Origin of the sequence: Streptococcus atopicus, assembly GCF_049166725.1 — a bacterium.
In the GTDB taxonomy this organism is placed as follows: Bacteria; Bacillota; Bacilli; order Lactobacillales; family Streptococcaceae; genus Streptococcus; species Streptococcus hominis.
Genome location: NZ_JBMHFC010000009.1, coordinates 53,811 through 68,349 on the forward strand (window position 1 = coordinate 53,811; position 14,539 = coordinate 68,349).

14 protein-coding genes and 2 pseudogenes are annotated in these 14,539 nt (G+C 33.6%); 12 read left to right on the forward strand and 4 right to left on the reverse strand.

All coding sequences use genetic code 11. The features are described 5' to 3' along the window. Nucleotides 1-6: 6 nt before the first annotated feature. From ACOMA9_RS07030 to ACOMA9_RS07045, 4 genes and pseudogenes are all read left to right on the forward strand, one after another. Complete coding sequence (locus ACOMA9_RS07030; protein WP_421425042.1) at nucleotides 7-3,309, forward strand: Eco57I restriction-modification methylase domain-containing protein; 3,303 nt, start codon at nucleotides 7-9, stop codon at nucleotides 3,307-3,309. A gap of 349 nt (nucleotides 3,310-3,658) precedes the next feature. Further along, a complete protein-coding gene (locus ACOMA9_RS07035) occupies nucleotides 3,659-4,081 on the forward strand; it encodes a hypothetical protein (RefSeq protein ID WP_421425044.1) in 423 nt (140 codons plus the stop codon). Between the two features lie 74 nt (nucleotides 4,082-4,155). Beyond that, nucleotides 4,156-4,449 (forward strand): hypothetical protein, encoded by a 294-nt coding sequence (locus tag ACOMA9_RS07040; protein ID WP_421425045.1) that lies wholly within the window; start codon nucleotides 4,156-4,158, stop codon nucleotides 4,447-4,449. A 95-nt stretch (nucleotides 4,450-4,544) separates the two neighbouring features. Continuing rightward, a pseudogene (locus tag ACOMA9_RS07045) lies at nucleotides 4,545-4,658 on the forward strand (family 1 glycosylhydrolase); the annotation flags it as partial. Between the two features lie 107 nt (nucleotides 4,659-4,765). Here the strand turns inward: ACOMA9_RS07045 and ACOMA9_RS07050 are convergent. Then, nucleotides 4,766-4,963, reverse strand: a complete 198-nt coding sequence (locus ACOMA9_RS07050; RefSeq protein ID WP_061597421.1) for a hypothetical protein — start codon at nucleotides 4,961-4,963, stop codon at nucleotides 4,766-4,768. Between the two features lie 155 nt (nucleotides 4,964-5,118). After that, a complete protein-coding gene (locus ACOMA9_RS07055) occupies nucleotides 5,119-5,481 on the reverse strand; it encodes a hypothetical protein (protein WP_421425047.1) in 363 nt (120 codons plus the stop codon). Between the two features lie 615 nt (nucleotides 5,482-6,096). Between ACOMA9_RS07055 and ACOMA9_RS07060 the strand changes: the two genes are divergently transcribed. The 3 genes and pseudogenes from ACOMA9_RS07060 to ACOMA9_RS07070 form a co-directional block, all read left to right on the forward strand. After that, nucleotides 6,097-7,269, forward strand: a complete 1,173-nt coding sequence (locus ACOMA9_RS07060; RefSeq protein ID WP_421425049.1) for a hypothetical protein — start codon at nucleotides 6,097-6,099, stop codon at nucleotides 7,267-7,269. Next, nucleotides 7,269-9,167 carry an ATP-binding protein gene (locus ACOMA9_RS07065; protein ID WP_421425051.1) on the forward strand — a complete coding sequence of 633 codons (1,899 nt, stop codon included), beginning with the start codon at nucleotides 7,269-7,271 and terminating at the stop codon, nucleotides 9,165-9,167. Before ACOMA9_RS07060 ends, ACOMA9_RS07065 begins: the two co-directional genes overlap by 1 nt. 131 nt (nucleotides 9,168-9,298) lie before the next feature. Further along, a pseudogene (locus ACOMA9_RS07070) lies at nucleotides 9,299-9,403 on the forward strand (30S ribosomal protein S9); the annotation flags it as partial. Between the two features lie 314 nt (nucleotides 9,404-9,717). Here the strand turns inward: ACOMA9_RS07070 and ACOMA9_RS07075 are convergent. Together ACOMA9_RS07075 and ACOMA9_RS07080 are read right to left on the reverse strand one after the other, a co-directional pair. Beyond that, a complete protein-coding gene (locus ACOMA9_RS07075; RefSeq protein ID WP_421425052.1) occupies nucleotides 9,718-10,890 on the reverse strand; it encodes a tyrosine-type recombinase/integrase in 1,173 nt (390 codons plus the stop codon). Nucleotides 10,891-10,956: 66 nt separating this feature from the next. Further along, nucleotides 10,957-11,520, reverse strand: a complete 564-nt coding sequence (locus tag ACOMA9_RS07080; protein WP_330945380.1) for a helix-turn-helix domain-containing protein — start codon at nucleotides 11,518-11,520, stop codon at nucleotides 10,957-10,959. A gap of 154 nt (nucleotides 11,521-11,674) precedes the next feature. Between ACOMA9_RS07080 and ACOMA9_RS07085 the strand changes: the two genes are divergently transcribed. From ACOMA9_RS07085 to ACOMA9_RS07105, 5 genes are all read left to right on the forward strand, one after another. Then, nucleotides 11,675-11,974 (forward strand): hypothetical protein, encoded by a 300-nt coding sequence (locus ACOMA9_RS07085; protein WP_421425053.1) that lies wholly within the window; start codon nucleotides 11,675-11,677, stop codon nucleotides 11,972-11,974. A 129-nt stretch (nucleotides 11,975-12,103) separates the two neighbouring features. Then, entirely contained in the window at nucleotides 12,104-12,382 is a 279-nt protein-coding gene (locus tag ACOMA9_RS07090) for a hypothetical protein (protein WP_003070641.1), read from the forward strand. A gap of 5 nt (nucleotides 12,383-12,387) precedes the next feature. Beyond that, entirely contained in the window at nucleotides 12,388-12,714 is a 327-nt protein-coding gene (locus ACOMA9_RS07095; protein ID WP_330945382.1) for a replication initiator protein A, read from the forward strand. A 3-nt stretch (nucleotides 12,715-12,717) separates the two neighbouring features. Beyond that, the gene (locus tag ACOMA9_RS07100) at nucleotides 12,718-13,359 is read left to right on the forward strand and encodes a hypothetical protein (RefSeq protein WP_330945383.1); all 642 of its coding nucleotides are present in this window, start codon (nucleotides 12,718-12,720) and stop codon (nucleotides 13,357-13,359) included. A 312-nt stretch (nucleotides 13,360-13,671) separates the two neighbouring features. Next, nucleotides 13,672-14,517, forward strand: a complete 846-nt coding sequence (locus ACOMA9_RS07105; protein ID WP_330945384.1) for a replication initiation protein — start codon at nucleotides 13,672-13,674, stop codon at nucleotides 14,515-14,517. Nucleotides 14,518-14,539: the final 22 nt, after the last annotated feature.

Genomic DNA, 14,539 nt, shown 5'->3' on the forward strand with positions numbered 1-14,539 from the left:
AAACAAATGTCGATACATATTGATGACTTACTTAGAGAGTTTAGGAGTAGAACTCTAAAAACAGAAGACGATGTAAAGATATATGCTTATAGTGATATATTTTCCCCGATTCAAAAAGAGTACGCACCGCATACTACATTTCAATCAGAAAGAACCTTTGTTAAAGGTGGTAGAGCGGATGGGACGATAGCAAATTTAGTTATTGAGTACAAAAAGTATAATTATTTTGAAAAAAGCAAGGGCGAGCTCGAGGCGCTATTTGGGCGTGAACAAAGCAAAAATGATAGTGGATTGTATCAATATATATTAAATAGTGTTATAGGTGATGTAATTGACGATTCAATTCTAGAAACTTTCGGTGTCGGCTTTGATGGTAATGAGTGGTTATTTGCTAGATTTGCAAAAGTTGTTGAAGAACACAGTATCGATTTAACTCGGACACGTTTTGAGGAAATATACGAAAGTAATGAGACTAAGTGTCCATATAAATTTACATGGAAGAAGTATAATTTTAGAGATGGTCTTGAGCAACTAATTCTTCTGTTTAATTCAACAGAAAAAACGAAAATCACCAAGGAAAATTTATCAGCAGTTTTTTCTCCTAGAAACCAAAAGATTTCAGACGGAATTCAGAGAATCTATAATATTATAGATTCCCAACTCTTGCTGGATGGAAACCAAAGAACGAAGACTCTTTATTATGAATGGGATAGGACATTCGGAGCTATGTTTGGTAATGAGGAACAAGAAACGGAATTCAATGAAACTTCTGATGCTATAAAAAAACTTTATGGTGTGGAAGAGCAAATTGATATAGATTCTAAGCTTTTCCTTTTTTCAACGCAGACATACTTTAATATTTTTCTGAAATTATTGATTGATTCTTTTATCAATAAGATGGTCAATCCAGCTTTAGTAAATAATTTTAGTCCAACATGGAGTGAAGTGGTTTCATTGTTTGAAGGAAGGAATACAGAGAATTCAAAAATAATCTCTAACTTTTTTGAAATCCACTATTATGAATGGTTTACTTATCTCTATGATAAGTCAGATACAAGTGAAATGTTGGAAATCGTTAAGGATATCTATGTGATGCTCAGTAATTTCGATTTAGCAACCTATAAGTTAAGGCCGGAAAGCGTCCAAGATGTTTTACAAGAAATCTATATGACTCTTATCCCTGATAAAATCAGACATCTTTTGGGAGAATATTTTTCACCTGATTGGGTTGTTGAACATTCATTAGATAGAATCGGTTATACAGGGGAACTTGACAAAAAAATAATTGACCCTACCTGTGGTTCAGGTGCCTTTGTGATTCAAGCTCTAAAAAGGACGATTCATAGCGAAAATAATAGTGTAAACTTTGGGGCTGCGAGAGTAATTACAGAAAACATTGTTGGTTTTGATTTAAATCCAATTTCAGCAGTTTCCGCAAAAGCGAACTACATACTGACTCTGTTTTCATCGATAGAGGGAAAATTCTCTGATTTCCCTGAACCACTCTCAATCCCGATATATATTTCAGATTCTGTATTATCACCTATCGTATATTCAGAAGAAAATAGAGAAACTTTTAAAGCTCAGACTTCTGTAGGAGATTTTGTAATACCGAAGTTTGATAGCTTTGATGCAGGAAGCAGATTTTTAGATGATATTAGCGATTCTGTTGAAAAAGATAGGCCATTTTCAGTCTTTGAGGCACTCATTTTAAATAAATTTGGACTTTCTGAATCGCAAAGGAAAGCTGTTGCAGAAATGTACGAAGATATGATACGCTACCATAGAAGTGCACAAGATTCATTTTGGGGACGTATTTTGAAAAATAGTTTTGCTCCAGTAATGCTGAAACAAAGGTTTGATTTTGTAGTCGGTAATCCACCGTGGATAGCGTGGAAATCAATGAGTAAAGTCTACAGAGAAGGAACCTTAGAAGTTTGGAAGAGCTATGGAATTTTTGAAAAGAATGCCTACGACAAGAAAACGACACATGATGACTTTGGAATGGCGGTAACTTATGTCGCACTAGACCAATATCTTAAGGAAAATGGGAAAATGTACTTCCTGCTTCCGTGGACATTTTTGAAGTCAACAAAAGGTGGGGAAGGTTTTAGGAAACTTTCCATAACAAGAAATGACCAACAAATTCCGGTTAAAATTACTTCGGTAGATGATTATAACGATATCCAAATTTTCAAACCAAAACACACCGTAAGAACAATAGGGGTGCTATTTGAAAAAAATAAGCTAATGTCCTATCCAATGGACTCCTGGTATGAGTGGTCTTATAAGAAAAAAGTTCCATTTGAAGCACATTTTAGTTGGAATCAGGTTTCAAAATATATTGAAAGCCGAAAATTATCTGCGAAGCCGATTGATGAGTCTGATATTCAATCGTCTTGGTTAACTCTGGAAGCAGATGAAATTGCACTAGTCAACAATGTATTACTAAATGGTACGGCTGCAGAATACAGAGGAAGAAAAGGTATTGAACCTGCTGGTGCTAAAGGAGTATACGTACTACAGACTCCATCTAAAAATAAAGATGGCTCGTTGAATATAATAAATGATATGTCTCGCCAGAGAAGGAAAGACTTGAAGTCAAAGGGTGAACAGAGAGGGATAATAGAAGATACATTTGTATATCCAATGTTAGGAGGTCGAAATATCCAAAGATGGAAAGTAGTTTCAAATGAGTTTATGTTGGTTCCTCACAAAATTGATACCCCATATGGACTTGATGAAACTATTTTAGCTGCAGAGGCTCCACAAACCTATATGTGGTTAGAATACTATAGAGATGGGCTTTTGGCTAGCAGAATACAGAGTGGGAAATTCTATAATCCAGACACGCAACCATGGTATCGACTGGACAATGTTGGTGACTATACATTTGCAGATTGTAAGGTGATTTGGAAAGAACAAGCAAGTAGTTTTGCAGCTGTTGCAATCGGGAACTATAGTTCTTTACCTAATGCGGATTTATCTCTGTTTGATGGCAATGATAAACCTGTTGTAGTGGATTCAAAAGTTCTAATGTTAGCAACTGAAACCATGGAGGAAGCGTATTATATATCAGCTATATTAAATTCAAAAAGCATAAGAGATATTATTGATGCATATTCAGTGGGCTTAAATAGAGGCGTAGATGTGTTGAAAAACATTAGAATTCCTAAATTTGATGAGAACAACAGTTTACATGTTGATATTGCAAGAAAATCCGAAGCTATTCACCTAAATGCCAAAAAAGATTTAAGTATCACTGAACTAGAAAGTGAACTGGATGCGTTGGTGAAAATGCTTTATTAAAAATCAAACTTTTGCAATAGAAGAATGTCGATACGATACTCATTTTAAAAAACTTAGCATAAAATACTAGGAGCGAACGTTTTAGTGTTATAAGTAATAATAAATGATTAATCAACAAATAAAAAATATCTTTCTGAAAAACTTAATTTTTCGGAAAGTTGGTTAATAATATTTATCAAGAGTAGGAAGCGCAAGTTTTAATTAATTTGCGCTTTTTTATTCCCTAAAAAGCCTTTCCTACTGCTTAATTTGTGATATAATGATTCGATTATGAAAAGTTCATTCTATAAGGAAGGTCTTCTAGAATGAATCCTATAAGAAGAGTTTTGAAAGAGAGTAAACACAGGAGATGCAAGAGTTTAATAGAAAATTGCTTAAAGGGTGGGCTATATCTATAGTAGTAGTTGCTATTATGGTTTTCGGAATATTCAATACTAGTAGTCAAATCGGGAATAATTTAAACCGCGAACGACAACTGGAGAGAAAACAAAATAATCCTCTAGGATATAAAGACAAGGAGATTGTTGAGAAAATCCTTGTTGATAAAGGGACTAACAAATATAACTACGACGATATTTTAGAAGATAAAGATGAAATGAAAAGCTATTATATTGTAGTATGGAGTGAAAGCGATAGCGTAAAAAACTATCAAAAAGTTAGCCGTAATTATTTTAAAACAGTACATCCAGGAGATACTTGGGACGGTAAAATGACAACATCGGAAGAGGAAAACGATGGTTTCTACTATTCGACTGATCGTGACGAATGGTAGAATTAAGGGCAATCTTTCCTAATTGTTTTTGTATCTTATCTCAATTGGATGAGAAAGGAGATAGAAATTTGAATATGAGTAAAGAGAACAAATTTATTCTGATCGGACTGATATCTACTGTCTTATTAGGCATCATTCTTGTATTTCCTTTAGTCTACATGATCAATAAAAACGCGACTATCAAAGAACGTATTGACTATTTAGAAAAGAGACAAACAAGGCCTAGTTATAAGGATGGCGAAGTCATCGAATTTGTGGCTTTAGATAATGATTGGTTTGTTGTGTATTGGGATGATTCGAGCGACACTAAGGTATATGAATACCCATTTCAAAATAGAAGGCCAAAAGTTGGCGAGATTTATAAATGATTTTGAATAGAATTGATATTTAAAGGAACTAAAATAAAGCTGATATTTTTAATTGAAATATAATCAGAGGGCTGGTAGAATAGCAGGTCAAAACGGTCTTCTATTGGTCAAATGGTTACGAAAAACGCTATGGACTCTTTTATGTGGACTTTGAAACCCAAGAACGCTATCCTAAAAAATCAGCTCACTGGTACAAGAAAGTAGCATAAAGTCAAGTGATTGAATAAAGAAATGAACCATGTGCTGCACCCCAAAAGTTAGATTACTCTGTCTAACTTTTGGGGTGCAGTTTTAGTATAAACTGCAAAAATTATGCTCAAAATACTTCTTCCCTATCCATAGGTGGATAGGGTTTTTCGTTGTTCATTACACGTTCTAAACATTCAACACTAGATTGCAGATGAAACATTTCATATTTTCTATCTACTTCATCTCGAGAATTCCATAATCCTTCTAAATGTCGCTTTATATGCCAGATCGCTCTTCTAATATTTTCTTCTTTTAAATTATTCATGAATACATTGTATAATAAAATATAATCCAATCTCTTTGATTAAACTAATTTGCATGAAATATAAACTATTCGGTTAAGAATAAGCTTAAAAGTTTTTTGAAGTAATCTGTTCAGCACAAAAAAACACCTATTCGGTAAAATAGGTGTGAATGATGTTATTTATATCCATATTGTTTTAGAGCCTTTTTATACGCTTCGCTACCTTTAAGATAGTAGTCATGCTTAACTCCACTAATATCAACAGAAAAGACCCCATCTTTAAATGAATATTCTTCTGTTCGACTTGCAATATTTTGTCCAGTTAATTCGATCGTATTCTTTTGTTTGTTAATGGTAAAGCCGTCGGCTTCTCCATGCTCAATGGAAGCATTATTTCCTTTAATAGTAAACGCTAACTCGTTTCTTTCACTTGAGATCCAATAATACTCACCATCTAAAGATTGGTAGTTGTTTTTAGAGCAAGCAATTAACGTAATTATTGATAATGAAAGTAGTAGTATACCTATAAATTTTCTCATAATCTGTGCCTCCTTCTATAATTTTAATTATACTAAAATAATATTACAAGAGTATGTCAGTGTCTGTTATAACGGAAAAATGAAGGAATGTCTATTATAATAGCAAATAATAACTTTCGGGAAAATAGTTGTTTTTCGGAAAGTTTATCTTATATAACATTTATGTTTGGAATAATTTCGAATGTATAAAGAGCACCTAGCCGTTTTTATCATCAGTTTATGGTTTTAAATATAATAAATAGGATAGTTGGACTTAGAAACTGTTTATAAGGTTGGTAATCATATTAAGGATACTATTAAATTTGAAAAATAATTTATCAAACTGGACCCTATCAGATAGAAGATTCCTTTATTCATAAATCATGTGATAATCATTGGGACGAACCATAAAGAGATCCTCAATAAGTCAAGTTTGATTACTATTGGAATTAGGGATTTACAAATAAACATCTTATTCTCACTCAAGATCAAAGGAAAATAAAAAGATTTTTCAAAGTAAAGATTATTTAAATGCATGTTACATGGTATAATAATATTAAGTGATGTGATATACATGAGGTTCCTTTATTGTGTGCCTACGGAAGGGGCTTCTCCCAATATTGAAAGTGAGAACTAATGGATTCTGATCAATTTTTAAAAGATATTCAAGGGAAAAATGTCAATTTTCTAATAGGAGCAGGAGCTTCTTTTGGAGTAGTGCCAACGCTATGGATGAAATCGATTAATAAGTCTTTTGAAGATCTGTTAACCTCGAAAGATTTCGATGAAAACCAAAAAAAAGTATTATATTTTATTTGGTTTGAACTGTGGATTCGAAAAACAAAAATTATTGATTTTGATTTAAATAATGAGACACATAAGCAATATGAACGTTTTATTCAAAATTTAATTAATTATCTAAATAATGAAGGTTTTGATAGACCTAAAAGAGTTAATATATTTACGTCTAATTATGATACTTTGTTTGAAAATACATTTGATTCATTAAGTAAGAAAAATAGACTGACTTACTTTAATGATGGAAGTAGAGGTTTTTTTAAGAAGTATATTTCAACTGAAAATTACCACTTAAAAATATCTCATTCTGGGATGAGTGACTCCTTCCAACGAGAAATTCCAACAATTAATTTGCTAAAAATTCATGGTTCGGTCACTTGGAGTAACGTTAATAATGAAATTGAAGTTAGTTTAGAAAATGAAGTCTACAATGAACTTTGTGATTTAAGTGATAAAATAAAAAAAGCAATAGATTACTACAATAATACTACTTGGGATCCTGACGAGAGGTTGCTTGATCCGAATAAATATGAAGAATCTATTTTGTTTGGAACACTTGAGGAACTGAACTTTTCAATAGAACTGACAACTATTTTTGAGAAATTTTCTGATTTAATAGATTCTTTTTACGAAAAATATAAAAATTTTCCAGTAGTAAATCCAACGAAGGAAAAATTTTCTGACACAGTTTTTCAACAACATTATTATCAATTATTAAGAATGCTAAGTTTTGAATTGGAAAAACAAGATAGTGTTTTAGTTGTTTTTGGATTCTCATTTGCTGATGAACATATACTTGAAATTGTTCGACGTTCAATAGTTAATCCAAAACTAAAAATCTATGTAATAGCTTATAATAAAGAAGCGAAGGAACAGATAGAAATAAAATTGGGGGATTTAGGAGGAAATATAATTGATTATCTTCCATCTACCTTATCTCCAGATGGAAAAGAAGTTCTGGGGAACTTTAACTATTTAAATTCATTATTTGATGGAAAGATGAGTAAATAATGACAGACCAAAGCTATATTGTAGGAACAGTTAGAGAAATACGAGGAACAAATGTTATAATTCGCTTGTTTGATAATTCATCGCAAATGACCTACTTTTTTAATGGGAAGCGTTATTCTGGTGTTATGATCGGATCATATATTGGGATAAAACGGGGACACTATACTATTGTTGTAAAGATTGAAAAAGAGTATGCCCAAGATATTTTTCACGATACAATGGTACAGGAATTTTCAAAGGATAGATTTATTAGGGAGGTGGAAGCTAAAGTAATTGGTAGCTTTGTTCGAGATAAATACATTTCAGGAATGGTAGCCTTCCCACAAATTTTTAACGATGTGATTCTATTACCTAATGAAAAAATAGGTTCGATAATAAGCGGAGAAGGAACAGATGATCCTAAGCCTCCTTCAAATCCGAAATCATTTTTTAAAATAGGTGAGATATGGCCTGAAGGAATCCCATATAAAGTTAATTGGACAACGATATTCAATACTCATATTGCAATTTTTGGAAATACTGGAAGTGGGAAGTCTAATACTTTGGCTAGACTCTATAAGAATCTTTTTGATTTAAATACAAAAAAAATTCTAAACTTTGGGAATTCTAAATTTGTAGTTATTGATTTTAATGGTGAGTATGTAGGACAAAAGGTTTTAGCAGAAAATAAAAAAGTCTATAATCTAGAAACCCGAAGTTCAGGGAGGGACAAAATAGTAATTCCTGCTAATAAATTTTGGGATAAAGAAATGTTGTCAATACTTTTTGGGGCTACTGCACAAACCCAACAACCTTTTTTGAACAGGTTATTAAAATATTATTTTTCAGAGACAGATTTTGAAGAAAATTTGGTACGTTATCTGAAACGGGCTTTTAAAACAGTTTTTAGTATCCCCTCTAAAGAATCTTTAGATATACTAAAGTATGCGCTGGATCTTTTAGAAATTGATTATGATAGTTTCTCTTCATGGATTATTCATAGTGTTTATAATCCTAATAACTCAAATGGATACTATAGTGTATGTGAACTAGCTGGATGGAGATCAAGCGGTAATAAGTTTTATTGGAATGCTGATGAAAACACTGAAATTCTTGATCAAGAGATTGATTCAATACAACAGAAAGCTGCTGAGTTTATGTCAGATGAGACCAATAAAAGAGTGACAAATCCTATTGTTCAACTGAGATTAGCAGCATATTTTCAGATGATTTTTGATTTATCTCGTCATACGATACAATATGATCATATTTCACCATTGATTCATAGAATCGAAGCAAGATCCAGTGATTTTAATAAAGTACTAACAATAGAAAATTCACAGGAATGCCAAAGTTTATTTTCTGATAATTATTTACACGTAATTTCGTTGAAAAGTGTCAATAAAGATATTAAAATGTTGATACCAATGCTAATTGCGAAAATCAGTTACGATTTACATAGAAACCAAGATGATCGTTCTAGTATCTTTAATCTGATTATTGATGAAGCGCATAATATTCTATCTGAAACTTCAACTGTTGAATCTGAAAAATGGAAAGATTACAGACTAGATGTCTTTGAAGAGATAGTAAAAGAAGGACGTAAATTTGGATACTATCTTACTATAGCTAGTCAAAGACCATCAGATATTTCACCTACCATAGTTTCGCAAATACATAATTATTTTATTCATAGGTTAGTTAATGAAAATGACCTTAGATTACTTGATAGAACGATGACATCTTTAGATTATATTTCAAAATCTAGTATTCCTAACTTATCAGCTGGTCAAGCGATAGTAACAGGTGTATCATTTGATTTGCCCGTGGTTGTTAAAATAGATCAACTTCAAAAAGATGAAGCACCAAATAGTTCAGATAGTGAGTTGCTAAAAATGTGGAATGTTGTTTCAGATTGAATAGCTATTTTTACAAAGGATTTCCCTCAGTCAGTAAAAATTATACAATTTTATTATTTAATGAACTAAACTATTCCCCCATTTAAAAAATATTGATTCATATTTTATGAAATTACTCAGTAGATATCGTTCTGAAAAGACTTGGTATTACACTATTTTTAGTCCAACTGAAACTCATACTTTCCAAACCAGGTCTTAAGAAAGCTCGTAAAGCATCACAATTCTCAAAACGTTAAGAACCGCTTTACAACAACGATTACAAGCATTTTGCAAGTCTCTTGCAAGGTGCTTTTTTTGTTGATTTTTGCTTTTGATACCTTTTTTGATACCGTTTTGGAAAAACTTTTACATCTTTTTTGATTATATTCTTATCTTTGAATAGTTTATATAATTGACGTATACTTCCTGTTTATGTTAAACTTTGAGAGTGTAATGACAGGAAAATCAGGTTGGGATTCATTCCTAACAGGCTTCGATGCTGTCCTTGGAGAAAATTCTTCTAAAAAATCGGGATTGCGATGCAAATCGCCCGCATTACTCTACTCTAGACTTACTGTCTGGAGTTTTTTGTATTGTTTTTTAGATAACTCGCAAATTGTTTGATGGACCTATCTTCTCCATTAGCTGTTGAATGGCTGTAGGTGTCTAAAGTCATTTGACTACTTGCATGACCTAGCCTTTTTGCTGTATTGACTGGGTCAACTCCGATTTCAATCATCAAGGTCGCATGGGTATGTCTGAAGCCGTGAGGACTGATTTTCCTTAAGCCATGTTTTCGAATAATTCTTGAAAGTACATTGTTGATATAGTCTGCATGTAGTGGCTCTATTGAGCCTGTACGTGAGCAGTAAGTAAAAATAAAATCTTGCTTGATAGAAAGAGGTGTGACTGCTAGTTGTGCCTTTTCTTTTTGGCAATTTGACTTCCATTCTTGCAGAATAGAGATAGTTTCGCTATCTAGCTTAATCTTTCGAACTGAAAAATCGTTTTTAGTGCCTTTTTCAATGGCTTGTCCGTCTAATCGTCCTAGGCTCTTATTGACACTTAGAGTCTCACTCTTAAAGTCTATATCAGTCCATTTAAGAGCGTATAGCTCGCCTTTCCTTAAGCCGCTATATGCTAGTAGTCTAAATAGTGCATAATGCTTATAAGGTTCTTCCTGAAGGACAATGTTTAGGAACTCTTGTAGTTCCTGAACCGTCCAATAATTTTTTACACGTGTACTTTTCCTCTTTGGCATAATGATTTCTGCCATAGGATTATGCTTAAGTAATTTCATCTTAATCGCAAAGTCAAAGACTTTACCAGTGTAAGACTTGATTTGCTTGATATTCTTGAAAGTCTTTGCTTTTTCCGTGATAAAGTTCTGGCAGCCTAAAGGGGAGATTTTACCGATAGGCAATTCTCCCATGACTGGCAGAATGTGCAACCTAAACATATCAAGAGTACGTGAAGCCGTTGTCGGCTCTACCGTATCTTGATAGGCTTGATACCATTTTTCAAAAATCTCGCTATAAGATTTTTGAGATGGCTTGATGAACTCTTCCAACTTCCCTGAAGCCTTAAGATAGATGAGTCTAGCTTCGTAGTCTTTGGCGTCTTTTCGAGTACGAAAACCACGCTTTACATGGTCTGCACGTTGACCGTCTTTAGTCATATAGACCTTGACAAAATACAAATAGCCAGATTTGGCTTTTTTACTTGGGTATTTGTGAATGGACATTGTAATTTCTCCTTTATTTTTTAGGTTTCGAAGCTTATAAAATAAAGAAATTACGAGTTTTTACAATTATTTTTTACGTTTTTCAGCCATTCTTCTCTTGTATTCGTCGGAGTTTTCCCATGCTTGCCAAACGTAGTGATATGGTGAATCTTCCCCTCCTGACTTGTTAATCAGAAAAGGGATTAATCCTTGTTTTTTATCGGCTATAAATTCCTTAATGGCTTTAACTAAAATAGGGTTAAAGTCTTTTTTACTTGCTAGGAAGTCGATATAATCAGCCAATGCTTCCGACTGATTGATTTCCGCAAGTATGATAGCTAATTCATCACCAAAAGGAGTCCATTTGTTGATTTTGTTTTCTATGCTACTTTTTCCTTGAAGTATCTTGGCAAAACCTTTCAGAACTTCTTTAGGTGCTCCTGGGTCTACGAGATTAGGATTATCATCAAGCCCTAGTAAGTAAGGGATAGAGACACCAAAGTAGTCGGCAAGGATTTTGGCATTCTCTTTCTTTGGTGTTCTAGTACCCTGGTTATAATTTCCTAATGTTGAGTAACTAATGCCTGTTTCGTGACTTATTTCAGTCAAACTTTTATTACTTTCTTTTACAAGAAATTGAAAATTTGTCATTTACGTATTCTCCTTTTTGAGAAATTATATCACAAATTACACAAAAAGAGAAAAAATAGTTGACAAAAACTCAAAAAGGGTTTAAAATCAATATAAATTACACGAAATGAGTAATTTGTATTCGAAGCTTATAAAATAAAGAAAGGAGTCAGCTATGGCTTACACATTAGAAGAACAAGAAACGTTTGTCCGATATGATGCACTGGATAAACAATGGACGATTGAAACAAATTATTCTCCACACATTCAAAAAGTGCTAAAACTTCCTGAAGCCTATGAAGTGTTGAACACTGAGGAAGAAGAAGGCAGAACGATTTGGCTCAATGCCATTATGAAGATTGGTGAGGATTTTGGAATCAACGTATTTCCTAAGAAAAAACGCAAGATGACAGAAGAACAACGTCAAGAACTTGCTGAACGTATGAAACAGGCAAGAACCAGCCTTGAAAAATAGGAGTGTTGCTCGGTCTGAAATACTAGACAGGTATATTTACCCTATGGAACTATTTTAGATTGAGTCATTCCCATAAAATAGGCAGTGAAAACCGCAAAAAACGATTTTAAGAAAAAGGAGAATCTGCAAATGACAGAAGGATTTACTATACAACTTCCAAAAGTAACTGAAAAGAAATTGCTTTCTCGCTACGATACCATGGTCCAGAAGGCTATAGAAAAAGCCCTTGAAGACAAGGAACTTTATAAGCCTATGGTTCGTATGGCTGGCTTGTGCCGTTGGCTAGATGTATCAACAACAACCATTGTCAAATGGCAGAAGGAAGGTATGCCCCACATGGTGATTGATGGAGTGACCTTGTATGACAAGCATAAAGTCGCTCAATGGTTACAACAATTTGAGAGGTAAGAGCTATGGACTATGATAACGAAAATTACTTAATACCTAAAATTTTATTACAAGATGATTTTTACAGTAGCCTGTCTGCTACAGACTTGTTTGTCTATGCTGTCCTAAAAGACAAGCAGATAGAAGCACCTGAAAAAGGTTGGATAGATGTTGATGGGAGTGTCTATCTAAATTTTAAATTAAACGAGTTAGCCAATATGTTTTCTTGTAGTAGAACTACAATGATAACTATTATGCGACGATTGGAAGAAGTCAATCTGATTGAACGTGAAAGAGTAGATATTTATTATGGTCACAGTTTGCCCTATAAAATGTATATCAACGAGGTATGAAAAATGATAAAGATTTATTTTGGGAAAGATAATGCACTTAATCAAGCTATCCAATCACGATTGGATAGCTATCATCTTGATTATCAAGCATTTTCAAGCAAAGATATAGATACTAGAACACTGATGGAATGGCTTTTTAGGTCAACTGATATCTTTGAACTACTAAGCACTAAGATGTTGAAGTATAAGTTGAATACACAAATTACCCTTAGTCAATTTGTTCGAAAGATTTTGAAAGATGTTGATAGTTCCCTAAAGCTTCCCATTGTTGTAACAGAAGAGGTTATCTATTCAAACATGTCTCCTGAGTATGTGACGGTACTTTTGCCGAAAGAATATCGAAAAATCGAAAGAATTCAACTGATGAGAAAGATGGATCAGTTAGATGAAGGTCGGACATTCTGGAGAAATTTTGAAATACTCCGCAAACAATCTGAACTACGTTGGTTTGAATTGAATGAGTTGTTGTTTGCTGATGTGTCCGACGATTTAGGAGAAATAAAAAAAGCTAAAGACCGTTTCTTTAGCTACAAGAAAAATAAACAGGTGCCACCTGATGAGATTATTGAAAAAATCCTCAAAATATTTTTAGTTGACCGAGAAGACTTTTTTAAAAAATCTCCTTCAGATTTACAAAATTTCTAGTCAAAAATATTTGTGAAAACAGTTGTGAAAATATTATGAAAATAGATTTTAGGGGTCAGATTTTGAGGTGCTACGAAAAATTTATAACAGGGCGCCCTCTAACAGCCCGCTAACAGCCCGCTATGTGCACATTTAAAGTGCATTTACTACACCCGTTTTTTGGCAAGTTTGACTGACGGAAAATGAAAATGGTTCGACTCCGAAGGGGTCGGCTTGGGGTTGCTCCCCCAAGAATTTTCATTAGGGAGGAGGTCTTTACGCAGACAAAAAAATCGGCGCCGATAGGCGACCGTAAAAAGAAAGGAGTTTTGTTTGAAATTAAAAGTTAGCTTAGATAATATCACGATAACAGCTTATATCAGGCCCCGCAAACTCCTAACTCTCAAAAATCTAGTTGAAAGCCATACAGCAATTAGTATTCAGACAGCGATGACGGATATGTTTAGAGCTTATACCAAGGACGGAGGTCAAGTCGTGGTCTATATGGAATATGACAAAATAAAAGGACAAGCCTTTAATGCTCGCCCTTTCAGGTTGGAGTTCAATCCCAATAAACTCCGCTCAGTAGATACTGATATCATTGACACTATTATACCATGTTTGGAAGATATTGCAATATCTCGTGCTGACTTGGCTTTTGATTTATTTGAAGTTGATTGTAGTGAGTTCGTGCTAGAGAAGAAAGGCAGACCAACCGTAACTAAGGAATTTCGTTCAGAGACCGGAAAGCTAGAAACAAAGTACCTTGGTGCTTCGCGTTCTGAAAAGCAAGTAAGGCTATATAACAAGAAAAAGGAGCAACTGGAAAATGGAACTGATAAAGACAAGGAATTTGCTAGTCAGTTTCAACACTGGTGGCGCTTGGAATTTCAGTTGAGAAGTCGCTCGGTTGAGGAGATATTCGAGGTTATCAATACAGTTATCTTTAAGCCATTCAAATTTAAAGGCTTACCTATTGAGACTCAAATCTATCTGACTGCTCTCATTCATGATAAAAATATCTGGAAAGAGCTCCATAGAAATACAAGAGCAAGATACAAAAAAATCTTAGAGAGCTATCAAACATCAGAAATTGACTATCTAGGTTTGATGAAAGACCTATTGAAACATGAGCGCCCCAGACTTAAAAAACAATTAGCCTATTATGGTGGTCGGTAGATTGTCGGACAATGCGAAGCGT

What these genes read in the sequence shown, in the direction of transcription:
- ACOMA9_RS07030 (WP_421425042.1), top strand. Translation starts at nt 7, where the DNA reads ATGTCGATACATATTGATGACTTACTTAGAGAGTTTAGGAGTAGAACT.
- ACOMA9_RS07075 (WP_421425052.1), bottom strand. Translation starts at nt 10,890, where the DNA reads ATGTCCATTCACAAATACCCAAGTAAAAAAGCCAAATCTGGCTATTTG.
- ACOMA9_RS07040 (WP_421425045.1), top strand. Translation starts at nt 4,156, where the DNA reads ATGAGTAAAGAGAACAAATTTATTCTGATCGGACTGATATCTACTGTC.
- ACOMA9_RS07095 (WP_330945382.1), top strand. Translation starts at nt 12,388, where the DNA reads ATGGACTATGATAACGAAAATTACTTAATACCTAAAATTTTATTACAA.
- ACOMA9_RS07080 (WP_330945380.1), bottom strand. Translation starts at nt 11,520, where the DNA reads ATGACAAATTTTCAATTTCTTGTAAAAGAAAGTAATAAAAGTTTGACT.
- ACOMA9_RS07065 (WP_421425051.1), top strand. Translation starts at nt 7,269, where the DNA reads ATGACAGACCAAAGCTATATTGTAGGAACAGTTAGAGAAATACGAGGA.
- ACOMA9_RS07085 (WP_421425053.1), top strand. Translation starts at nt 11,675, where the DNA reads ATGGCTTACACATTAGAAGAACAAGAAACGTTTGTCCGATATGATGCA.
- ACOMA9_RS07035 (WP_421425044.1), top strand. Translation starts at nt 3,659, where the DNA reads ATGCAAGAGTTTAATAGAAAATTGCTTAAAGGGTGGGCTATATCTATA.
- ACOMA9_RS07060 (WP_421425049.1), top strand. Translation starts at nt 6,097, where the DNA reads ATGGATTCTGATCAATTTTTAAAAGATATTCAAGGGAAAAATGTCAAT.
- ACOMA9_RS07090 (WP_003070641.1), top strand. Translation starts at nt 12,104, where the DNA reads ATGACAGAAGGATTTACTATACAACTTCCAAAAGTAACTGAAAAGAAA.
- ACOMA9_RS07100 (WP_330945383.1), top strand. Translation starts at nt 12,718, where the DNA reads ATGATAAAGATTTATTTTGGGAAAGATAATGCACTTAATCAAGCTATC.
- ACOMA9_RS07055 (WP_421425047.1), bottom strand. Translation starts at nt 5,481, where the DNA reads ATGAGAAAATTTATAGGTATACTACTACTTTCATTATCAATAATTACG.
- ACOMA9_RS07050 (WP_061597421.1), bottom strand. Translation starts at nt 4,963, where the DNA reads ATGAATAATTTAAAAGAAGAAAATATTAGAAGAGCGATCTGGCATATA.